Source organism: Rathayibacter sp. VKM Ac-2803 (assembly GCF_009807175.1).
GTDB lineage: Bacteria > Actinomycetota > Actinomycetes > Actinomycetales > Microbacteriaceae > Rathayibacter.
Map to the genome: position 1 here is coordinate 3,706,887 of NZ_WUCD01000001.1, position 16,928 is coordinate 3,723,814.

Below are 16,928 nucleotides of genomic sequence, written 5' to 3' on the forward strand. Positions count from 1 at the left end.
ACCCATCCGCGCGTCAGCGCACGGAGTCAAGAGCCGACCGCAGGAGTCTACAGGCGCAGGCTGCCGCTGGCTAGGTCCCGCTACTCCGAGGCCCGCCGCGCCCGGTACGCCGCGACGTTCGCGCGGTTGCCGCAGTTGCCGGTGTCGCAGTAGCGCTTGGAGCGGTTGCGCGAGAGGTCGACGAGCACGGCTTCGCAGTCGTCGGCGGCGCAGAGGCGGATGCGGTCGCGCTCGTCACCGCGGACGACGTCGACGAACGCCATGGCCGCCTCGACGACGATGCGGGTGGCGAGCGGGCTCTCGTCGCGGGTGGCGTGCAGGTGCCAGCCGTAGATGCCGTGGCGGACGAGCTGCGGAAGGGCCGGCGCGTCCTCGAGCATCGCGTTGACGAGGGCGACGAGGTCCTCCTCGGCCAGGCTCAGCCAGAGCGCCCGGAGCGGCGCACGGATTCCGCGGACCGCCTCGAGCTCGTCGGGCGAGTGCTCGCGACTGCCCGTGTAGCGGTTGTCGAGCACGAAGTCCTCGAGCTGCTCGAGGGTGACCAGTTCGTCCTCACCCGACGGCGAGAGCTCGGGGAGCGTGTTGACGAGGACGGCGGTCGCGGTGAGGGCCGCTTCGACGTCATGAGCGAAGACCATGTTGACTCCTGACAGCGCGGGCGGTTAGTGTCACGAGCATACCGCTTGTCACCGGCAAACCGGCTTTGACTCATGAAGGGCCAGCCATGTCCACCACCGCGCAGCCACGCCGCCTCGGTTCGGGCCTCGTGCTCGCACTGGCGGCCGCCGCCGCTTTCGGGCTCGGCGGCCCCTTCGTGAAGCCGCTGCTCGAGGCGGGCTGGACCCCGGCGGCCGCCGTGCTCTGGCGAGCGGGAGGCGCGGCGCTGATCCTCGCGGTCCCCGCGGTCCTCTCCCTCCGGGGCCGCTGGCACGTGCTGCGCCGCAACGTCGGCACGATCGGGCTCTACGGAGTGTTCGCCGTCATCGCCGCGCAGCTCTGCTTCTACAGCGCGATCGAGCACATGTCGGTCGGAGTCGCCCTGCTGATCGAGTACCTCGCTCCGGTGTTCCTCGTGCTCTTCGCCTGGGCGCGGACGCGCCGGCACCCTGGACGGTTCACCCTCGCGGGCTCCGCGCTCGCCCTGCTGGGGCTGGTGCTCGTGCTCGACCTGTCGGGCCAGGCCACTCCCGAGCTGGTCGGCGTCGCGTGGGCGCTCACCGCCTCCCTCGGCCTCTGCGTCTACTACGTGATCGCCGGGCGGATCGATGCGGAGCTGCCGCCGATCGCCCTCACGGCCGGCGCGATGACGGTGGGCGCGGTGCTCCTCCTGGCCCTCGGAGCCATCGGGATCGTGCCGCTGCGAGCGAGCTTCGGCGACGTGCTGTTCGTCGGCTCGGAGGTGTCGTGGCTGGTGCCCGCCGCGGTGATCCTGGGCATGTCGACGGTCACCGCGTACCTGCTCGGCATCGCCGGCGGATCGCGGCTCGGCACGCGGATCGCCTCGTTCGTCGGGCTCACCGAGGTGCTGTTCTCGATCGTCGCGGCCTGGGCGCTGCTGGGGGAGCTCCCCGCGCCGATCCAGTTCGCGGGCGGGGCGCTGATCCTCGTCGGCGTGGTGCTGGTGCGGCTGCAGTCGGAGGCGCCGAGCGCGGCTCCGGCCGAGGAGCGCGAGCCGGTCGCGCCGTTGTACACCCCCTGAGCAGGGGGTTGCTCTAGGCGCGGGGGGTTGTCGGCGCATACGCTCGTCTCACCCATGCGCGAGCCTCTCCGACCCACGCGATCCTTCGCCCTGTCTGCGGCGATCCTGGCGCTCACCGCGGGGCTGCTCGCCGGATGCTCGAGTGCTCCCGTGTCGGAGCCGATCGCGCAGGCCCCCGGGGCGGCTCCGGTCGCCGCGTACCCGGATGTCCCGGTCGAGGCCGACCTGGTCTACGACGAGGCGACGGGCCAGGCGCTCGACGTCTGCTCGCCGGTCGACGCCGGTGCCTCGCCCCTCCCCGCGGTGCTCGTGGTGCACGGCGGGAGCTGGGCGCGCGGCGACAAGGCCGACGTCAACTGGCGGCCGCTCTGCCAGTGGCTCGCCTCGGAGGGCTTCGTCGCGGTCTCGGTGAACTACCGCCTCGCTCCCGACGCCGTGTTCCCCGCGCAGATCGACGACGTGTCGGCCGCGCTCGACTGGATCCTCGATCCTGCGCAGACCGAGCGCTTCGGCATCGACCCCGATCGGGTGGCGGCGTTCGGCGGCTCGGCCGGCGGCAATCTCGTCTCGCTCCTCGGCACTCGGGAGTCGACCTCGTCCCGCCTGGCCGCGGTGGTCGACCTCAGCGGCCCCTCCGATCTGACCGCGGCCGGCCTCGCCGACGACGACCCGGTCGTGGGGGTCGCCGGTGCTGTGCGCACGTATCTCGACTGCGCCGACCTCGCCGCGTGCCCCGCGGCGGCGGAGGCGTCGCCGCTCGCCCATGTCGACGGCACGGAGCCCGCCTTCCTGATCGCGCACTCGGCCGAGGAGCGGATCGCGCTCTCGCAGTCGAGCGCGTTCGCCGACGCTCTCGACGCGGCGGGCGCGAGCGTCGACTTCGTGGTCGTCCCCGGAGCGGCGCACTCGATCGCCATGCTCGACGAGTCCCTGCGCGGCACGATCGTCGAGTTCCTGCACGCGCAGCTCGACGCCCCGGCCGAGCAGACCCTGTCACTCGACGCCGGAGTGACGGACCCCGAGTCGTGACGGCCGGCATCGTCGTCCGACTCGAGCGCGGGGACGCGGCCGATCTCGCGGCGCTGCTGACGCCGCCTCCCCCGCGGCACGCCCGCGCCTTCGCGGCGCGCGACTCCGGCGGGCAGCTGCTCGGTGCGCTCGCGCTCGCGCCGGGGCCCGACGACTTCGCCGAGCTGCTCGCGGCGACGGTGCTGCCCGCGGCGCGACGCGCGGGAGTCGCCCGGCGACTGGTCACCGCGGCCGAGGCCTGGGCGAGGGTCCAGCGGATCCGCACGATGCGGTTCCGCGTCCCCGTCGGGGCGACCGAGGCGATCGCCACCGCCTCCGCACTGGGCTTCATCGAGATCGACGGATTCGGGGCCCACGTCGGCGATGTCTCGGGCGTCTGCTTCGCGAAGGCGATCTGACCGGCAGCACCGGGGTGACGCGCAATCACCACCGCAGCAGCGCGGTCACCAGTGCCGCCGTCAGCACGACGACGACGAGCGGCGCGCGCAGCAGCGCGGCCGCCACTCCTGCCGCGACGCCGACCGCCCGGGAGGCGGGGGCCGGCTCGGTGCCGTCGGCAAGGGTCGAGACGAGGGCGACGGCGACGAGCAGCACCACCGTGCCGCGGTCGAGGAGGCGCCCGGTCGCCTCACCGAGGTCGACCCGGTCGCCGAACGCGGCGCCGCCCGCGCGGAGGGCGAAGCTGCCGACGGCGAGGACCGCGATGCCGAGGGTGACCGCCGCGGTGCTCACGCGCGCCTCCCCGCGACGACGAGGCCGGTGAGGGCCAGCACGGGCGCGAGGCCGAGCGGAGCGATCGGCAGGACCGCGAGCGCGACCACTCCCCCGGCCGTCGCTGCGGCAGCGGTCCGCGCCCGCCGCAGGGACGGAAGCGCGAGGGCGAGCAGGACGGCGGGGAACACGGCGTCGAGCCCGAGCACTGCCGGGTCGGCGACCACGGCGCCGAGCAGGGCTCCGACGAGAGCGCCGAGCGGCCAGGCGAGCGCGACGACCGCGCCCGACGTCCAGAACAGCGCGCGGCGGCGCTCGCGCGTCCCGCCCGACATCGCCAGCGCGACGGTCTCGTCGTTCGCCAGGTGCGCGCCGACGAGGCGGAGGGGACCGCTCGGCAGGAAGGCGCCCACTGTCATCCCGTAGGGCAGGGCGCGCGCGTTGACGAGCAGCGCGGCGAGCGCGGCGGCGAGCGGTGCGCCTCCGGCGGCGATCACTCCGACGAACAGGATCTCGGCGGATGCGCCGAAGACCGCCACGGCGAGCAGCAGGATCTGCCAGAGCGGGAAGCCCGCGCCGGCCGCGCCGAGCCCGTACGAGACGCCGACCACCGCGACGGAGGCACCGACGAGGGCGATGGCGCGCCGATCGGCGACTGTGAGTGTTCGGAGGAGCGAACGCGCGGCGCATATGATGGACATGCGGCCATCGTGCCGTCGCCCCTTGCGTTCGTCAAGTCGAACGCTCGATCAGGAAGCCGAACGAAGTGACCGAATCCCCCCGCGACCTGGTGGCCGCCGCCCTCCGCCGCGAGCGCGGCCGCCTCGGCCTGAGCATCTCCGAGATCGCGCGCCGCGCCGGCATCGCGAAGTCGACCCTCTCGCAGCTGGAGGCGGGCGAGGGAAACCCGAACCTCGAGACGCTCTGGGCGCTCGGCGGCGCCCTCGGAGTCCCGTTCTCGCACCTCGTCGAGCCGCCGCGGCGCACCGTCCAGCTGATCCGCGCGGGCGACGGGCCGCGCATCGCCTCCGCGACGGCCGACTACGTCGCGACCCTGCTCAGCGCCTGCCCGCCCGGAGCGCGCCGCGACGTCTACCTCGTCGCGGGCGGGCCCGGCACCGCGCGCGACTCCGCCCCGCACGCCCGCGGCACCGTCGAGCACGTCGTGCTCTCGACCGGCCGCGCCCGCGTCGGCCCGGCCGACGAGCCGGTCGAGCTCGGGCCGGGCGACTACCTCTCGTACCCGGGCGACGAGCAGCACGTGTTCGACGCCCTCGAGCCGGGCACGACCGCGGTGCTCGTGTCGGAGCACGTCTGACGCGGTCGAGCCGCACGACGAAGGCTCGAGCCCTGTCGGCTCGAGCCGCCTCGCGCCTCAGTCGAGCGCGCACTCCCCCGAGTCCGACAGCGCCCGCGCGATCCGCTCGCGGTGGTCCGCCGACATCGGCGGCAGCGCGTCGAGCGCGAACCAGCCGACCTCGCTCGACTCCTCGTCGGCGACGTGCGCCTCGCCCGAGACGTAGCGGGCGCGGACGGTGTGGTCGAGGTACTGCGCGCGGTCGCCGTTGGGGTACTGCATCGGCGCGAGGGTGTGCACCCAGACGAGGCGCTCGACCTCGATGACGACGCCCGTCTCCTCCAGCGCCTCGCGCACGGCGGTCGCGGCGACGGTCTCACCCGGGTCGATGACGCCGGTCACCGGGGTCCACGCGCCGGTGTCGGAGCGGCGGACGAGCAGCACGTGATCCTCGCGGAGGATCACCGCGGTGACGCCCGTCAGCCAGAGCAGCTCGGTGCCGATCCGCTCGCGCAGCCGCAGGATGAACTCGGGGGTCGCCATCCGAGTCAGTCCAGGCGCGACTCGGGCCGGAAGTCGAACGCCACGACGCCCGCCGTGTCGAGGAACGGCCCGACGAACGCCTTGAAGGCGTCGTGCGCCGGATCGAACAGGCCGGGGCCGTCGACCGCCGGGCGGCCGAGGTAGTAGTTGAGGTCGCCCTCCGACGCGAAGGTCAGCAGGAACGCGCGGTCGAAGCCCTCGCCCGCGCCCTCGGAGCTGAGCTGCGGACCGGTCTCGAGCGAGACGATGTACGGCTTCCCGTCGCGGACGCACTCATCGGCGAGCGCCACGAAGCGCTCCGTCACCGCGTCGACCTCGGAGACGAGCGCCGTCGGCCGGAAGCGGAAGAGCACGATGTGCCGGAGGGTGCCGGGGCGGAAGTCGGGATCGACGAAGCGCTCGGGGCCCACCTCGGCCAGGACCGCAGCGGCCCGCTCGGGACCGCTCTTCCAGCGGGAGCCGATCGTGGTCGTGTCGGCCGTGCTCATGCGACTCATGCCGATGCCCCCTCGGCGCGAGCGGCACGCCGCCGCTCACGATACCCCTCGACCAGGTTGTAGACGACGGGCAGCACGACGAGGGTCAGCACGGTCGAGGACACGAGTCCGCCGATCACGACGATCGCCAGCGGTTGCGAGATGAAGCCGCCGTGACCGGTGATCCCGAGCGCCATCGGCAGCAGGGCGAAGATCGTCGCGAGGGCGGTCATCAGGATGGGGCGGAGCCGCCGCTCGGTGCCGTGCAGCAGCGCCTCCCGCACCGGCATCCCGCGCTCGCGGTACTGGTTCACCAGGTCGACGAGCACGATCGCGTTGGTCACCACGATGCCGATCAGCATCAGCACGCCGATCAGCGACGGCACGCCGAGCGGCACGCCCGTGATGACCTGCAGGGCGATAGCCCCGGTCGCCGCGAACGGCACCGACACCAGCAGGAGCAGCGGCTGCAGCAGCGAGCGGAAGGTCGCGACCATCACCACGTAGACGATCAGGATCGCCACCAGCAGCGCGATCCCGAGCTGCGAGAACGCGTCGCTCTGGTCGGCGGTGACGCCGCCGAGCGAGGCCGAGACGCCGGCCGGCAGGTCGGTGTCGTCGATCGCCGACTGCACGGCGACGTTCGCGGAGGCGAGGTCGTCGCCCTCGGGGGTCACGGTGATCGTCGCCGTGCGCTGCCCGCGCTCGGTGGTGATGCTCGCGGGGCCGTTCGTCTGCTCGACCGTGGCGAGCGTCGAGAGCGCCACCTCGCCGGCGCGGGTCGGGATCGGCAGGGCCGACAGTGCGTCGAGGGTCGCCGGAGGCTGCGCGTCGGCCAGGTAGACCGAGAGCGTCCGGTCGTCGATCACGACACTGCCGACCTGGGTGGGCTGCAGGGCCTGACTGACGAGCGTGCCGACCGCGACCTCGCTGAGTCCCGCCTCCGCCGCCGCCGCCCGGTCGACGCGGACCGCGATGTAGGGCAGCGAGGAGGAGAGGTTGCTCTCGGCCTGGCTGATGCCGTCGGTGCCGCGCAGCGCCTCGAGCAGGGTGTCGTTCGCGCCCTGCAGATCGCTCTGCGACGCGCTCGAGAGGTCGACCTCGATGTCCGAGGAGGCGCCGAAGCCGGACGAGGCGGCGACGCTGATGTCGTCGGGCGAGGCGATCGCGCCGAGCGCGTCGCGGACGTCGGACTGCACGACCTCCTGATCGGCCGACTCGTCGGTGGTGACCGAGTAGCGGATGGAGGAGCCGCCTCCGCCGCCGCCGAAGGCGCTCTGCAGGCCGCCGCCGGACGAGCCGATCGAGAGCTGCACGGTCTCGACCCCGCCGACGTCGAGGATCGCGGCGCTCGCCTGCTGGGCGGTCACATCCTGCGCGTCGAGGCTCTGCCCGACCGGGACGGTCTGGGTGACGGTGAAGGTGTTCTGGCCGCTGGAGCCGAGGAAGTTCGTCTTCATCAGCGGGTAGAGCGCGCCGGTGCCCACGAGCACGAGCAGGGCGAGCAGCACCGTCGTGACGGAGTGGCGCAGCGTCCAGCCGATGACCGGTCCGTAGACGCGCTGCAGCGCGGAGCCGCGGCGGGGGGCGGCGTGGGCACCGTGGCGCGGCGGTGCCTCCTCGTGCGCGGTCTGCTCGCCCGCCGCGCTGCGCTCCTCGGCGAGCGCCGCCTGGGCCGCCTCGCGCACTCCGGCGCGCTTGGAGGGGCGGAGGAACCAGTAGGCCAGCACCGGCACGATCGTCAGCGCGACGACCAGGGAGGCGAGCAGCGCGATCGTGACGGTCAGGGCGAAGGGCCGGAACAGCTCGCCCGTGGTGCCGCCGACGAACGAGATCGGCAGGAACACGGCGACGGTCGTGATGGTGGAGGCGGTGATCGCTCCGGCGACCTCGCGCACGGCGACGGCGATCGTGGCCGCGCGCTCCTCCCCCGCGTCGAGGTGCCGCTTGATGTTCTCGATGACCACGATGGAGTCGTCGACCACGCGGCCGATCGCGATCGTCAGGGCGCCGAGCGTGAGGATGTTCAGCGTGTAGCCCGCGGTCTGCAAGCCGATGAAGGTGATCAGCACCGAGGTCGGGATCGAGATCGCGGTGACGAGCGTCGAGCGCACCGACAGCAGGAACACGAGGATCACCAGCACGGCGAAGACGAGGCCGAGCGCCCCCTCCTGCGCGAGCGACTCGATCGAGTCCTGGATGTAGGGGGCCTGGTCGAAGACCGAGGTGAATGTCGCTCCGTCGCCGAGGGAGGCCTCGAGGTCGGGCAGCAGCGCGGTGACGCCGGTCGACACGTCGACGGTGTTCGCGGCGGGCAGCTTCGTGATCGAGAGCGTGAGCGCGGGCTGGCCGTTGACCCGCGAGATCGAGGTGATCGGGGCGTCCGTCAGGGCGACCGCGGCGACGGCGCCGACGGTCGTGACGGTGGGCGCGGCCTGCAGCGCGGAGGCTCCCGTGAGCGAGGGCAGCAGCGGGAGGGAGGCGATGTCGTCCGTCGAGCCGAGCTTGACGCCCGACTGCACCGAGAAGGTCGAGCCGTCCTGGGTGATCTCGCCGCCGGCGACGAGCACGCCGTTCTGCTGCAGGGCGGTGCGGATGTCGTTCACCGTGAGTCCGGCTGCGGCCAGCTGCGCATCGTCGGGAGTGATGGTGACGCGCTGGGCGCTCTCGCCGACCAGCGCGACCTCGCGCACTCCGTCGACCTTCTCGAGATCGGGGATGACGGAGGTGCGCAGGGTGCTCGCGAGTGCCTTCGCGTCTCCGTCGCTCGAGACCGCGAGCTGCAGCACGGGCAGGTCGTCGAACGAGCCGGTGACGACCTGGGGGTCGACGCCCTCGGGCAGCGTGCTCTTGATGCGGTTGATCGCCTGCAGGATCTTCTGCTCGGCGGTCGCGAGGTCGGTGCCGTAGACGAAGGACGCCGAGATCAGCGACGAGTTCGTCGACGAGGTCGCGCTCGTCGTCTCGAGCCCCGGCACGCCCTGGATCGCGGTCTCGATCGGCGTCGAGACGTCGTCGTTGACCACCTCCGGCGCGGCACCCGGGTAGCTCGAGATCACCGCGAGCTGCGGGAACGAGATCGACGGAGCGAGCTCCTGCTTCAGACCGGTGAGAGCGACACCGCCGAACACGGCGATGACGACGGTGACGAGGGCGATGAGGGCCCGGTTCTTCATGCTCAGAACGGCGAGGAGATGCACGCTAAGAGTCTTCCATCAGCCAGCTGAGTATTCGTCGCCCCGGGGGATGATCGCCGACTAGACGACGTCCGCCAGGTACCCCACTTCGGCCGCCGGGTGCCGGGCGACCTGCGCCCACGCGGCGGCGAGCGCCTCGACCGCGCGGTCGGTCGTCTCGGGCGAGTAGCCGATCGGGATGCGGAGGAAGCGCTCGAAGGCTCCGTCGATCCCGAACCGCGGACCGGCGGTGATCAGCAGGCCAGAGGTGCGGGCGGCGAGCGCCAGCTGCGAGCTGGCGGGGCGGCCGAGGCCGACCCAGGTCGAGAGGCCGCCCGAGACCCGCGGGACGCTCCACTCCGGGATCGCGCGCGAGAGCGCCTCCTCGAGGTGGTCGCGGCCGGCGCGGAGCTGGGCGCGGCGCAGCTCGAGCACGCCGTCCATCCGCCCGAGCATGTCGGCGACCAGCAGCTGCTCGAGGACGGGGCTGCCGAGATCCCCCGCACTGCGCGCAGCGACGAGCTTGCGGATGACGCTGCGATCGGCGCGGATCCAGCCGATGCGGATGCCGCCCCAGAGGGTCTTGCCCACCGAGCCGATCGAGAGGACTGTGCCCTCCGGCCCGTAGGCCGCGAAGGGCAGCGGAGTCATCCGCCGGTCGATGTCGAGCTCGGCCGTCGTCTCGTCGGCGATGATCAGCGTGCCCTGGCGCGCCGCCGCGGCGATCGCGCGCTCGCGCAGCTCCGGAGCCATCGAGCGGCCCGTCGGGTTGTGGAAGTCGGGCATCAGGTAGGCGAGCGAGGGGCTGGTGCCGCGGAGCGCGGCGAGCAGGCCCTCGCCGTCCCAGCCGTCGGCGCCGTCGACGTTGACCGGCACGAGCCGGGCACCCGCGAGACGCAGCGCCTCGTAGGCGTGCGGGTAGGTTGGCGCCTCGATCAGGGCGCGGTCGCCGCGGGCGAGCAGGGTCCGGGCGACGAGGGCGATGGCGTGCTGGGCGCCGATCGTCACCATGATCTGGCCGGGCTCGGTGCGGAGCCCCCGCTGCGTGTAGCGGTCGGCGATCGCGCGACGGAGGATCGGCAGGCCGACGGTGTCGTAGGAGCCGGCGTCGAAGTGCTCCGCCATCCGATCGGCCGCGCGGCCGTAGGCCTCGGCGAGCTCGGGAACGGCGGGGAGCGCCGCCTTGGTGAAGTCGAGGAAGTCGGGCGCGAGCGAGGGCACCGCGTGGACGGCCGCCCCCGGGAGGCGGGTCACACTGCCGGAGCCGCGGACGCTGACCAGGTAGCCGCTCTCGCGGAGCTCCCGGTAGGCGGCCGCCACCGTGGTGCGGCTGACGCCGAGCCGGGTCGACAGCTCGCGCTCGGCGGGCAGCCGGCTGTCGGTCGGGATCCGCCCGTCGATGCTCAGGAGGCGGATGCGGTCGGCGAGCGCGAGGTACGCGGGTCGCGTGCCGCGCTGCTCGCGCCAGTCGCCGAGGAGGGTCCGCAGGGCGCGCACGCCGAAGTGGACATCAGCCATGCGTCCAAGGTAGCCGGATTGGACCGCGCCGGGAAGGCCAATCGTGGGGTGGGATGGGGCCATGACCGCCAGCACCGCCCCGACGCTCGTCGCCGCCCCTCCCCTGAGCCAGTGGCGCTGGCGACCCGTCCCGCGGCTGCTGATCGGGCTGATGCTCTACGGGTTCGCCGACGCGATGATGATCCGCGCCGGAATCGGAGTGGACCCGTGGACCGTCTTCTCGCAGGGCCTCTCACGCCAGACCGGACTGGGGATCGGACTGCTCACCAACGTGATCGGCCTGCTCGTGCTGCTGCTGTGGATCCCTCTCCGGCAGCGGCCGGGGCTCGGCACGGTGCTCAACGTGCTGGTCGTCGGGACGATGATCGACGTCGGGATCGCCGTGCTCCCCGCGCCGGAGCTGTGGTGGGGCCGCGCGCTGATGTTCGCCGGCGGACTGCTGCTGCTCGCGATCGCCAGCGGCATCTACATCGGCGCGCGCCTCGGGCCCGGCCCGCGCGACGGTCTGATGACCGGGCTGCACGCGCGCACCGGGCTGCCGATCTGGATCGCGCGCTCGGGCGTCGAGGTCACCGTGCTGCTCACCGGCTGGGCACTCGGCGGCGACGTCGGCCTCGGCACGCTGCTCTTCGCGGCCCTGATCGGCCCGCTCTGCTCGGTCACCCTGCCGCTGTTCGGGGTGCGGCGGCACTGAGTGACCGCGGACGCCCCGACCAGACCGCCGATCGACCGAGCCTGCAAGCCCGCGTCCCCCCGCTGCTGATCGAGTAGCCCGCGCAGCGGGCGTATCGAGATCCACGTCCGTCAGAAGCGCAGGGCTCAGGCCTGATCTGCTGACGCTGGTGGGTCTCGATACGCCGCCTGCGGCGGCTACTCGACCAGCATGGGGGGGGGACGCGGGCGCAGCCGGCTCCTCCCGCTGACGCCCACACGCACGAAGGCCCCGCCGGGGAGTTCCGGCGGGGCCTTCGTCGTGCGTGTCGGCTAGCGCTTGGCCGCCAGCTCGGCGCGGGTGCGGCCGGCCTCGTCCGAGTCCTGGATCGAGGCGATGCCCTCGGTGATCGAGGTGCCGGAGGCGGGCGCACCGTGCCCGTCGGAGCCGTGGTCGTCGGCGCCGAGGGTGGCCTCGTCGAACGGCAGGCGGCCGCCGAGCACCTCGCGGACCTGCACCATGTCGATCTGCTTGGTCCAGGTGCCGACCAGCAGGGTGGCGACCGCGTTGCCGGTGAAGTTGGTGACGGCGCGCGCCTCCGACATGAACCGGTCGATGCCGACGATGACGCCGACTCCGTTGACGAGGTCGGGGCGGAAGGACTGCAGGCCGCCCGCGAGGGTGGCGAGGCCGGCTCCGGTGACGCCGGCGGCGCCCTTCGACGCGATCATCATGAAGAGGAGGAGGCCGATCTGCTCCGGGATCGACATCGGCGCACCGGTGGCGGAGGCGATGAAGAGCGAGGCCATCGTCAGGTAGATCGCGGTGCCGTCGAGGTTGAACGAGTAGCCGGTCGGGACGGTGATGCCGACGACGGGCTTGGAGACGCCGAGGTGCTCCATCTTGGCGATCAGGCGGGGCAGAGCCGCCTCGGAGGAGGAGGTGCCGACGATCAGGAGGTACTCGCGGGCCAGGTACTTCATCAGCGAGAAGATGCTGACGCCGGTGACCAGGCGCAGCAGCAGGCCGAGGATGACGACCACGAAGATCGCGCAGGTGAGGTAGAAGCCGATCATCAGCGTGGCGAGGGCGACGACCGCGCCCCAGCCGGTCTTGCCGACGACCGCCGCGATCGCACCGAAGGCGCCGATCGGGGCGACCCAGAGCACCATCGAGAGGATGCGGAAGACGAGCACCTGCAGCTGCTTGATCGCTCCGAGGATCGGCTGGCCCTTGGGGCCCATCTTCTGCAGGGCGAAGCCGACCAGGAGGGCGACGAAGAGGGTCTGCAGGATGCTGCCGTCGACCAGCGAGGAGAAGAGCGAGACGGGGATGATGCCGAGGATGAACTCCGACGTCGTCTCGGCCTTCAGATCGCTCGTGTCGTAGGTGGCGCTCGAGATGTCGAGGCCCTCGCCCGGGTGCAGCAGGTTGCCGACGACGAGGCCGATCGCGAGCGCGAAGGTCGACATCACGATGAAGTAGCCGAGCGCGAGCCCGCCGACCTTGCCGACCGTGGCGGCCTTCGCGATCGATCCGATGCCGATCACGATCGTGCAGAAGATGATCGGCGCGATCATCATCTTGATCAGGCCGACGAAGGCCTTGCCGACGGGCTCGAGCGTCGCGGCGAAGGCGGGGGCGACGAGTCCGACGACGACGCCCGCGACCACGGCGATGATCACCGCGATGTAGAGCCAGTGATTGCGGTCGATCCGCCTGCGGGTCTTCGCGGGGGTGGCCGCGGGACTGAGCCGATCGGTGCGGGGCCTGGGGCTGCCGGGCGTCTTCGCCATGAGCGTGTCCTGTCTCTTCGTCGAGTCGGCGGAGCGGGGGCTCCGGCACAGGACGATGCTGAACCCGCCGCGGTCGGGGTCGGAGGTTGCGTTCATACTGTTCACGGACGAGGAGGTTCGCGATGGTCAGGCCGGTCGCCGCGCGCGGTCCCCGCGGGAGCATCGCCGCGCGGCTGTTCGTGATCCAGCTCCTCTGCATCCTGCTGGTCGGCGCGGCCGCCGTGGTCGTGCTCGCGATCGACGCCCGCGGCCGCTCGGGCGAGGAGGCGGCCCAGCGGAGTCTGGTGGTGGCCCGCACCGTCGCCGACAACCCGTTCGTGCTCGAGGCGACCGAGGAGGCGGATCCGTCGGCATCGCTCCAGCCGTACGCCGAGGAGATCATGGCCGACACCGGCGTCGACTTCCTCACGATCATGGATCCCGACCGCACCCGCCTCACGCATCGCGACCGCGACCAGATCGGCCTCCCCTTCCTCGGCACGATCGCGCCCGCGCTCGAGGGGCGCACGTTCACCGAGACCTACACGGGAACGCTCGGCCCGTCGGTGCGCGCGGTCGCGCCGATCCTCGATGCCGACGGGACCGTCGTGGCGCTGGTCTCGGCGGGCGTGACGCTCTCGGCGGTCGACGCCTCCTTCGTCTCGCGCGTGCAGGTCGTGGCCTGGGGCGTGCTCGGCGCGGTCGCGCTCGGCGGCGTCGGCTCGTGGCTGCTCGCCCGGTACCTCCGCCGGGTCACGGGCGGGCGCGGGCCGGAGCAGATGAGCCAGGTCTTCGCGTACTACGAGTCGGTGCTGCACTCGGTCCGCGAGGGGCTGCTGCTGGTCGACGATCGCGGGCGGCTCGTGCTCGCCAACGACCACGCGCTCGAGCTGCTCGGGCTCGAGGGCGTCCAGACGCCGATCCCGGTCGCCGATCTCGACATCCCCGAGGCGCTGCGCGAGCTGCTGCAGGCCGACGAGCCGATCGCCGACCGCCTGGTCGTCGCGCACGAGCGCATCCTCGTCGTCAACGAGCGGCCGGCCGCCTCGCCGGGCGCCCGTCCGCTCGGCACGGTCACGACCCTCCGCGACCGCACGGAGCTGCAGCGGGTCAGCGGCGAGCTGGAGTCGATGCGCACCCTCTCGGATGCGCTGCGCTCGCAGACCCACGAGTTCTCGAACCGCCTGCACACGATCGCGTCGCTGATCGAGCTCGGCCGCCCCCAGGAGGCGCTCGCCTTCGCGGCCGGCGAGCTCAACCTGAGTCAGCGGCTCGCCGACCGGGTGCTGAGCTCGGTGCAGGAGCCGGTGATCGCCGCGCTGCTGCTCGGCAAGGCGGCGCAGGCCCGCGAGCGCGGCGTCGAGCTGCACCTCGAGACGCACCTCGAGCCCGGCACCCAGGGCTTCGAGCCGGGCGACCTGGTGACCGTGCTCGGCAATCTGATCGACAACGCGCTCGACGCGGCCGCCTCCTCCGCGCTCGACCGCGAACCGTGGGTCGAGGTCTACCTGGGTCTCGGCGACGGCGGGGACCTGGTGCTGCAGGTCTCGGACAGCGGCCCCGGAGTCGAGGAGGCCGCCGACGTGTTCGCCCGCGGCTACTCGACGAAGGAGTCGGACGCGTTCGGCCGCGGGATCGGCCTGGCCCTCGTGCAGCAGGTGGTCGAGCGGCTCGGCGGGAGCATCGAGGTGTCGCGGCACGTCGGTGCGGTGTTCACGGTGCAGCTGCCGCTGCGCGAGGGAGCGACGCGATGAGCATCCGCGTGCTGGTGGTGGAGGACGAGCCGCTGACCGCGAGCGCGCACGCCGACTACGTGCGCCGGGTCGACGGGTTCGAGGTCGCCGCGGTGGCCGGCAGCGGGGCGGAGGCGATCCGCGCGCTGCGGGCGGACCCGGCGATCGCGCTGATCCTCCTCGACATGAACCTGCCCGACATGGGCGGGCTCGACCTCTGCCGGGCGGTCCGCACGGCGGGGCTCGACGTCGACGTGATCGCGATCACGGCCGTGCGCGACGCGGCCGTGGTGCGCGCCTCCGTCTCGGCCGGGATCGTGCAGTACCTGATCAAGCCGTTCGTCTTCAGCGTCTTCGCGGCGAAGCTCGCGAGCTACCGCTCCTATCGGGAACGCATGCACGGCGCGGACGTCGCGAGCCAGCTCGAGGTCGACGGTGCGTTCGCGGCGCTGCGGACCTCGAACGCGCCGGGCCTGGCGAAGGGGCTCTCGGCCGAGACCCTCGAGGCGGTCACCGGACTGCTCGGGCCCGTCGGCCTCTCGGCGGGCGAGCTCGCGACCCGCCTCGACGTCTCGCGGGTGACGGCCCGGCGCTACCTCGAGCACCTCGCCGACACCGGAGTCGCCGAGCGCGCCCCGCGCTACGGCTCCCCCGGGCGCCCGGAGCTGGAGTACCGGCGGCGCTAGCTCAGGCCGCGGCTGCGCCGAGCGCCGCGGCGATCTCCTCCTCGATCAGGTCGTAATTGATCGCGGCGGCGACGCGCAGGCCGTCGGCGGCCGAGGCCATCACCTGCGCCATCGGCTCGACGACGGAGCCGGCGGCGAAGACGCGGGGCACTCCGGTGCGGCCCATCGGGTCGGCGGCGAGGTGGCGGGCGGCTCCGGACGGGTGGTCGACGAGCTCGAGACCGAGGCCCTCGGGCAGGACGGCCTCGACGCGCGGGCCGACCACGAGCGCGTCGAGGGGGTGCAGGCGTCCGTCGATCCGGACGCCGACGACGCGGTCGTCCTCGACCACGACCTGCTCGACGACGCCGGGGATCAGCTCGATGCCCCGCGCGGCGAGGGCCGCGGCCTCCTCCGCCGAGGGCACGCACACGCCGTTCGACAGGATCGAGGTGCGGTCGCTCAGCTGCCGGAACATCTGCGCCTGGTGGCCCGAGAAGGAGCTGCCGAGCACGCCGATCCGCTGCCCGCGGACCTCGAAGCCGTGGCAGTAGGGGCAGTGCAGCGCGTCGCGTCCCCAGCGCTCGGCGAGGCCGGGGATCGCGGGCAGGTGGTCGCGGACGCCGGTCGCGAGCAGGAGGCGGCGGGCGCGCAGCACGGTGCCGTCCTCGAGGGTGGCGGAGACGCCGGCGCCGGAGGCGGAGGCGCTGATCACGCGGCCGGTCACGACCCGGGCGCCGTAGCCCTCGGCCTCGAGCCGGCCGAGGCGGGCCAGCTCGACGGGCGGGGTGCCGTCGCGGGTCAGCACGTTGTGGGCGCCGGGAGAGGGCGCGTTGCGGGGCGCGCCGCCGTCGACGACGACCACGTCGCGCAGGCTCCGGCCGAGCGCGGTGGCGGCGGCGAGGCCGGCGAACGAGGCGCCGATGATGAGGACGTCGGAGGGGGTGCTGGTGTCGGTCATGACTCGAGAGTGCGCGAGACGGCATCCGAGGGCGAGGATCCGTGCCGTAATGGCATGACCACGCCCCGAGCGTGGGAGGCTCGCAGCATGGATCCCGCGCACTCCCCCTCCGACGACGAGATCGTGGCGGCCGTCGGTGCGCGGCTGCGGCGCCTCCGCACCCGGCGCGACCGCACCCTGGCGTCGCTCGCCGCCGAGACGGGGATCTCGGCGAGCACGCTCTCGCGCCTCGAGAGCGGCGGGCGACGCGCGACGCTCGAGCTGCTCCTGCCGATCGCGCGGGCCCTCGGCGCACCGCTCGACGAACTGGTCGGGGCGGCTCCCGAGGATCCGCGGGTGCACGGCCGGCCCTTCACCCGGCACGGGATGGTGATCCAGCCGCTCAGCAGGGACGCGGGCGCGCTGCAGGCCTTCAAGACCACGATCCCCGCGGGTCCGGTGCCCGCGCCCGAGCAGCAGCGGACCCACGAGGGCTTCGAGTGGCTCTACGTGATCAGCGGGCGGCTGCGTCTGAGGCTCGGCGAGCACGACCTGGTGCTGCCGCCGGGCGAGGCCGCCGAGTTCGACACCCGGGTGCCGCACTGGTTCGGGCGGGCCGACGAGAGGGCCGTCGAGTTCCTCAGCCTGTTCGGCCGCCAGGGCGAGCGGATGCACGTGCGCGCGTCGACCGCGCGCTGAGCGCCTCCGCCCGCC

General features: G+C 73.1%; 17 protein-coding genes. 8 read left to right on the forward strand and 9 right to left on the reverse strand.

All coding sequences use genetic code 11. The annotated features are described in order from the left end of the window. Positions 1-80 precede the first annotated feature (80 nt). Positions 81-638 (reverse strand): CGNR zinc finger domain-containing protein, encoded by a 558-nt coding sequence (locus tag GRS96_RS17420; protein WP_159989064.1) that lies wholly within the window; start codon positions 636-638, stop codon positions 81-83. Between the two features lie 86 nt (positions 639-724). On the opposite strand from GRS96_RS17420, the gene GRS96_RS17425 reads away from it, so the two are divergent. The 3 genes from GRS96_RS17425 to GRS96_RS17435 are packed head-to-tail and all read left to right on the forward strand — an operon-like array spanning position 725 to position 3,126. Then, the gene (locus GRS96_RS17425; protein ID WP_159989065.1) at positions 725-1,699 is read left to right on the forward strand and encodes an EamA family transporter; all 975 of its coding nucleotides are present in this window, start codon (positions 725-727) and stop codon (positions 1,697-1,699) included. 54 nt (positions 1,700-1,753) lie between these two features. After that, a complete protein-coding gene (locus GRS96_RS17430) occupies positions 1,754-2,728 on the forward strand; it encodes an alpha/beta hydrolase (RefSeq protein WP_159989066.1) in 975 nt (324 codons plus the stop codon). After that, the gene (locus GRS96_RS17435) at positions 2,725-3,126 is read left to right on the forward strand and encodes a GNAT family N-acetyltransferase (protein ID WP_159852678.1); all 402 of its coding nucleotides are present in this window, start codon (positions 2,725-2,727) and stop codon (positions 3,124-3,126) included. The genes GRS96_RS17430 and GRS96_RS17435 overlap by 4 nt, the downstream gene beginning before the upstream one ends. 25 nt (positions 3,127-3,151) lie before the next feature. Here the strand turns inward: GRS96_RS17435 and GRS96_RS17440 are convergent, their stop codons facing one another. Together GRS96_RS17440 and GRS96_RS17445 are read right to left on the reverse strand one after the other, a co-directional pair. After that, positions 3,152-3,460, reverse strand: a complete 309-nt coding sequence (locus tag GRS96_RS17440) for an AzlD domain-containing protein (protein WP_159989067.1) — start codon at positions 3,458-3,460, stop codon at positions 3,152-3,154. Then, positions 3,457-4,140, reverse strand: a complete 684-nt coding sequence (locus GRS96_RS17445; protein WP_159989068.1) for an AzlC family ABC transporter permease — start codon at positions 4,138-4,140, stop codon at positions 3,457-3,459. The genes GRS96_RS17440 and GRS96_RS17445 overlap by 4 nt, the downstream gene beginning before the upstream one ends. Positions 4,141-4,205: 65 nt before the next feature. Here GRS96_RS17445 and GRS96_RS17450 point away from each other — a divergent pair, with 65 nt between their 5' ends. After that, the gene (locus GRS96_RS17450) at positions 4,206-4,757 is read left to right on the forward strand and encodes a helix-turn-helix domain-containing protein (RefSeq protein WP_204162105.1); all 552 of its coding nucleotides are present in this window, start codon (positions 4,206-4,208) and stop codon (positions 4,755-4,757) included. Positions 4,758-4,814: 57 nt separating this feature from the next. On the opposite strand, the gene GRS96_RS17455 is transcribed toward GRS96_RS17450, so the two are convergent. Genes GRS96_RS17455 through yczR form a run of 4 tightly spaced genes read right to left on the reverse strand, consistent with a single transcriptional unit; the run spans position 4,815 to position 10,449 of the window. Next, a complete protein-coding gene (locus tag GRS96_RS17455; protein WP_159852684.1) occupies positions 4,815-5,279 on the reverse strand; it encodes an NUDIX hydrolase in 465 nt (154 codons plus the stop codon). A gap of 5 nt (positions 5,280-5,284) precedes the next feature. Further along, positions 5,285-5,767 carry a Dabb family protein gene (locus GRS96_RS17460; RefSeq protein WP_159852686.1) on the reverse strand — a complete coding sequence of 161 codons (483 nt, stop codon included), beginning with the start codon at positions 5,765-5,767 and terminating at the stop codon, positions 5,285-5,287. A gap of 5 nt (positions 5,768-5,772) precedes the next feature. Next, positions 5,773-8,955 carry an efflux RND transporter permease subunit gene (locus GRS96_RS17465; protein ID WP_159989069.1) on the reverse strand — a complete coding sequence of 1,061 codons (3,183 nt, stop codon included), beginning with the start codon at positions 8,953-8,955 and terminating at the stop codon, positions 5,773-5,775. A gap of 57 nt (positions 8,956-9,012) precedes the next feature. Continuing rightward, a complete protein-coding gene (yczR, locus tag GRS96_RS17470) occupies positions 9,013-10,449 on the reverse strand; it encodes a MocR-like transcription factor YczR (RefSeq protein WP_159989070.1) in 1,437 nt (478 codons plus the stop codon). A 151-nt stretch (positions 10,450-10,600) separates the two neighbouring features. Here yczR and yczE point away from each other — a divergent pair, with 151 nt between their 5' ends. After that, positions 10,601-11,143, forward strand: coding sequence for a membrane protein YczE (gene yczE, locus GRS96_RS17475; protein ID WP_159853258.1), 543 nt, complete (start codon positions 10,601-10,603; stop codon positions 11,141-11,143). Between the two features lie 290 nt (positions 11,144-11,433). Here yczE and GRS96_RS17480 read toward each other — a convergent pair whose 3' ends face one another. Further along, entirely contained in the window at positions 11,434-12,897 is a 1,464-nt protein-coding gene (locus GRS96_RS17480) for a cation:dicarboxylate symporter family transporter (RefSeq protein ID WP_159989071.1), read from the reverse strand. A 122-nt stretch (positions 12,898-13,019) separates the two neighbouring features. Between GRS96_RS17480 and GRS96_RS17485 the strand changes: the two genes are divergently transcribed. Both GRS96_RS17485 and GRS96_RS17490 read left to right on the forward strand, forming a co-directional pair. Further along, positions 13,020-14,630: a sensor histidine kinase gene (locus tag GRS96_RS17485; RefSeq protein ID WP_159852694.1), complete on the forward strand. Its 1,611-nt coding sequence runs from the start codon at positions 13,020-13,022 to the stop codon at positions 14,628-14,630. Beyond that, positions 14,627-15,295, forward strand: coding sequence for a response regulator (locus GRS96_RS17490; protein ID WP_159989072.1), 669 nt, complete (start codon positions 14,627-14,629; stop codon positions 15,293-15,295). The genes GRS96_RS17485 and GRS96_RS17490 overlap by 4 nt, the downstream gene beginning before the upstream one ends. A 1-nt stretch (position 15,296) precedes the next feature. On the opposite strand, the gene GRS96_RS17495 is transcribed toward GRS96_RS17490, so the two are convergent. Continuing rightward, entirely contained in the window at positions 15,297-16,235 is a 939-nt protein-coding gene (locus GRS96_RS17495) for an NAD(P)/FAD-dependent oxidoreductase (RefSeq protein WP_159989073.1), read from the reverse strand. A gap of 54 nt (positions 16,236-16,289) precedes the next feature. Here GRS96_RS17495 and GRS96_RS17500 point away from each other — a divergent pair, with 54 nt between their 5' ends. Continuing rightward, a complete protein-coding gene (locus GRS96_RS17500; RefSeq protein ID WP_235021761.1) occupies positions 16,290-16,913 on the forward strand; it encodes a helix-turn-helix domain-containing protein in 624 nt (207 codons plus the stop codon). Positions 16,914-16,928: the final 15 nt, after the last annotated feature.

Bases quoted from the DNA above. Each gene is read 5' to 3' on its own strand.
- GRS96_RS17445 (WP_159989068.1), bottom strand. From the start codon at position 4,140: ATGTCCATCATATGCGCCGCGCGTTCGCTCCTCCGAACACTCACAGTC.
- GRS96_RS17500 (WP_235021761.1), top strand. From the start codon at position 16,290: ATGACCACGCCCCGAGCGTGGGAGGCTCGCAGCATGGATCCCGCGCAC.
- GRS96_RS17430 (WP_159989066.1), top strand. From the start codon at position 1,754: ATGCGCGAGCCTCTCCGACCCACGCGATCCTTCGCCCTGTCTGCGGCG.
- GRS96_RS17455 (WP_159852684.1), bottom strand. From the start codon at position 5,279: ATGGCGACCCCCGAGTTCATCCTGCGGCTGCGCGAGCGGATCGGCACC.
- GRS96_RS17420 (WP_159989064.1), bottom strand. From the start codon at position 638: ATGGTCTTCGCTCATGACGTCGAAGCGGCCCTCACCGCGACCGCCGTC.
- GRS96_RS17425 (WP_159989065.1), top strand. From the start codon at position 725: ATGTCCACCACCGCGCAGCCACGCCGCCTCGGTTCGGGCCTCGTGCTC.
- GRS96_RS17485 (WP_159852694.1), top strand. From the start codon at position 13,020: ATGGTCAGGCCGGTCGCCGCGCGCGGTCCCCGCGGGAGCATCGCCGCG.
- GRS96_RS17480 (WP_159989071.1), bottom strand. From the start codon at position 12,897: ATGGCGAAGACGCCCGGCAGCCCCAGGCCCCGCACCGATCGGCTCAGT.
- GRS96_RS17490 (WP_159989072.1), top strand. From the start codon at position 14,627: ATGAGCATCCGCGTGCTGGTGGTGGAGGACGAGCCGCTGACCGCGAGC.
- GRS96_RS17495 (WP_159989073.1), bottom strand. From the start codon at position 16,235: ATGACCGACACCAGCACCCCCTCCGACGTCCTCATCATCGGCGCCTCG.
- yczE (WP_159853258.1), top strand. From the start codon at position 10,601: ATGCTCTACGGGTTCGCCGACGCGATGATGATCCGCGCCGGAATCGGA.
- yczR (WP_159989070.1), bottom strand. From the start codon at position 10,449: ATGGCTGATGTCCACTTCGGCGTGCGCGCCCTGCGGACCCTCCTCGGC.
- GRS96_RS17460 (WP_159852686.1), bottom strand. From the start codon at position 5,767: ATGAGCACGGCCGACACGACCACGATCGGCTCCCGCTGGAAGAGCGGT.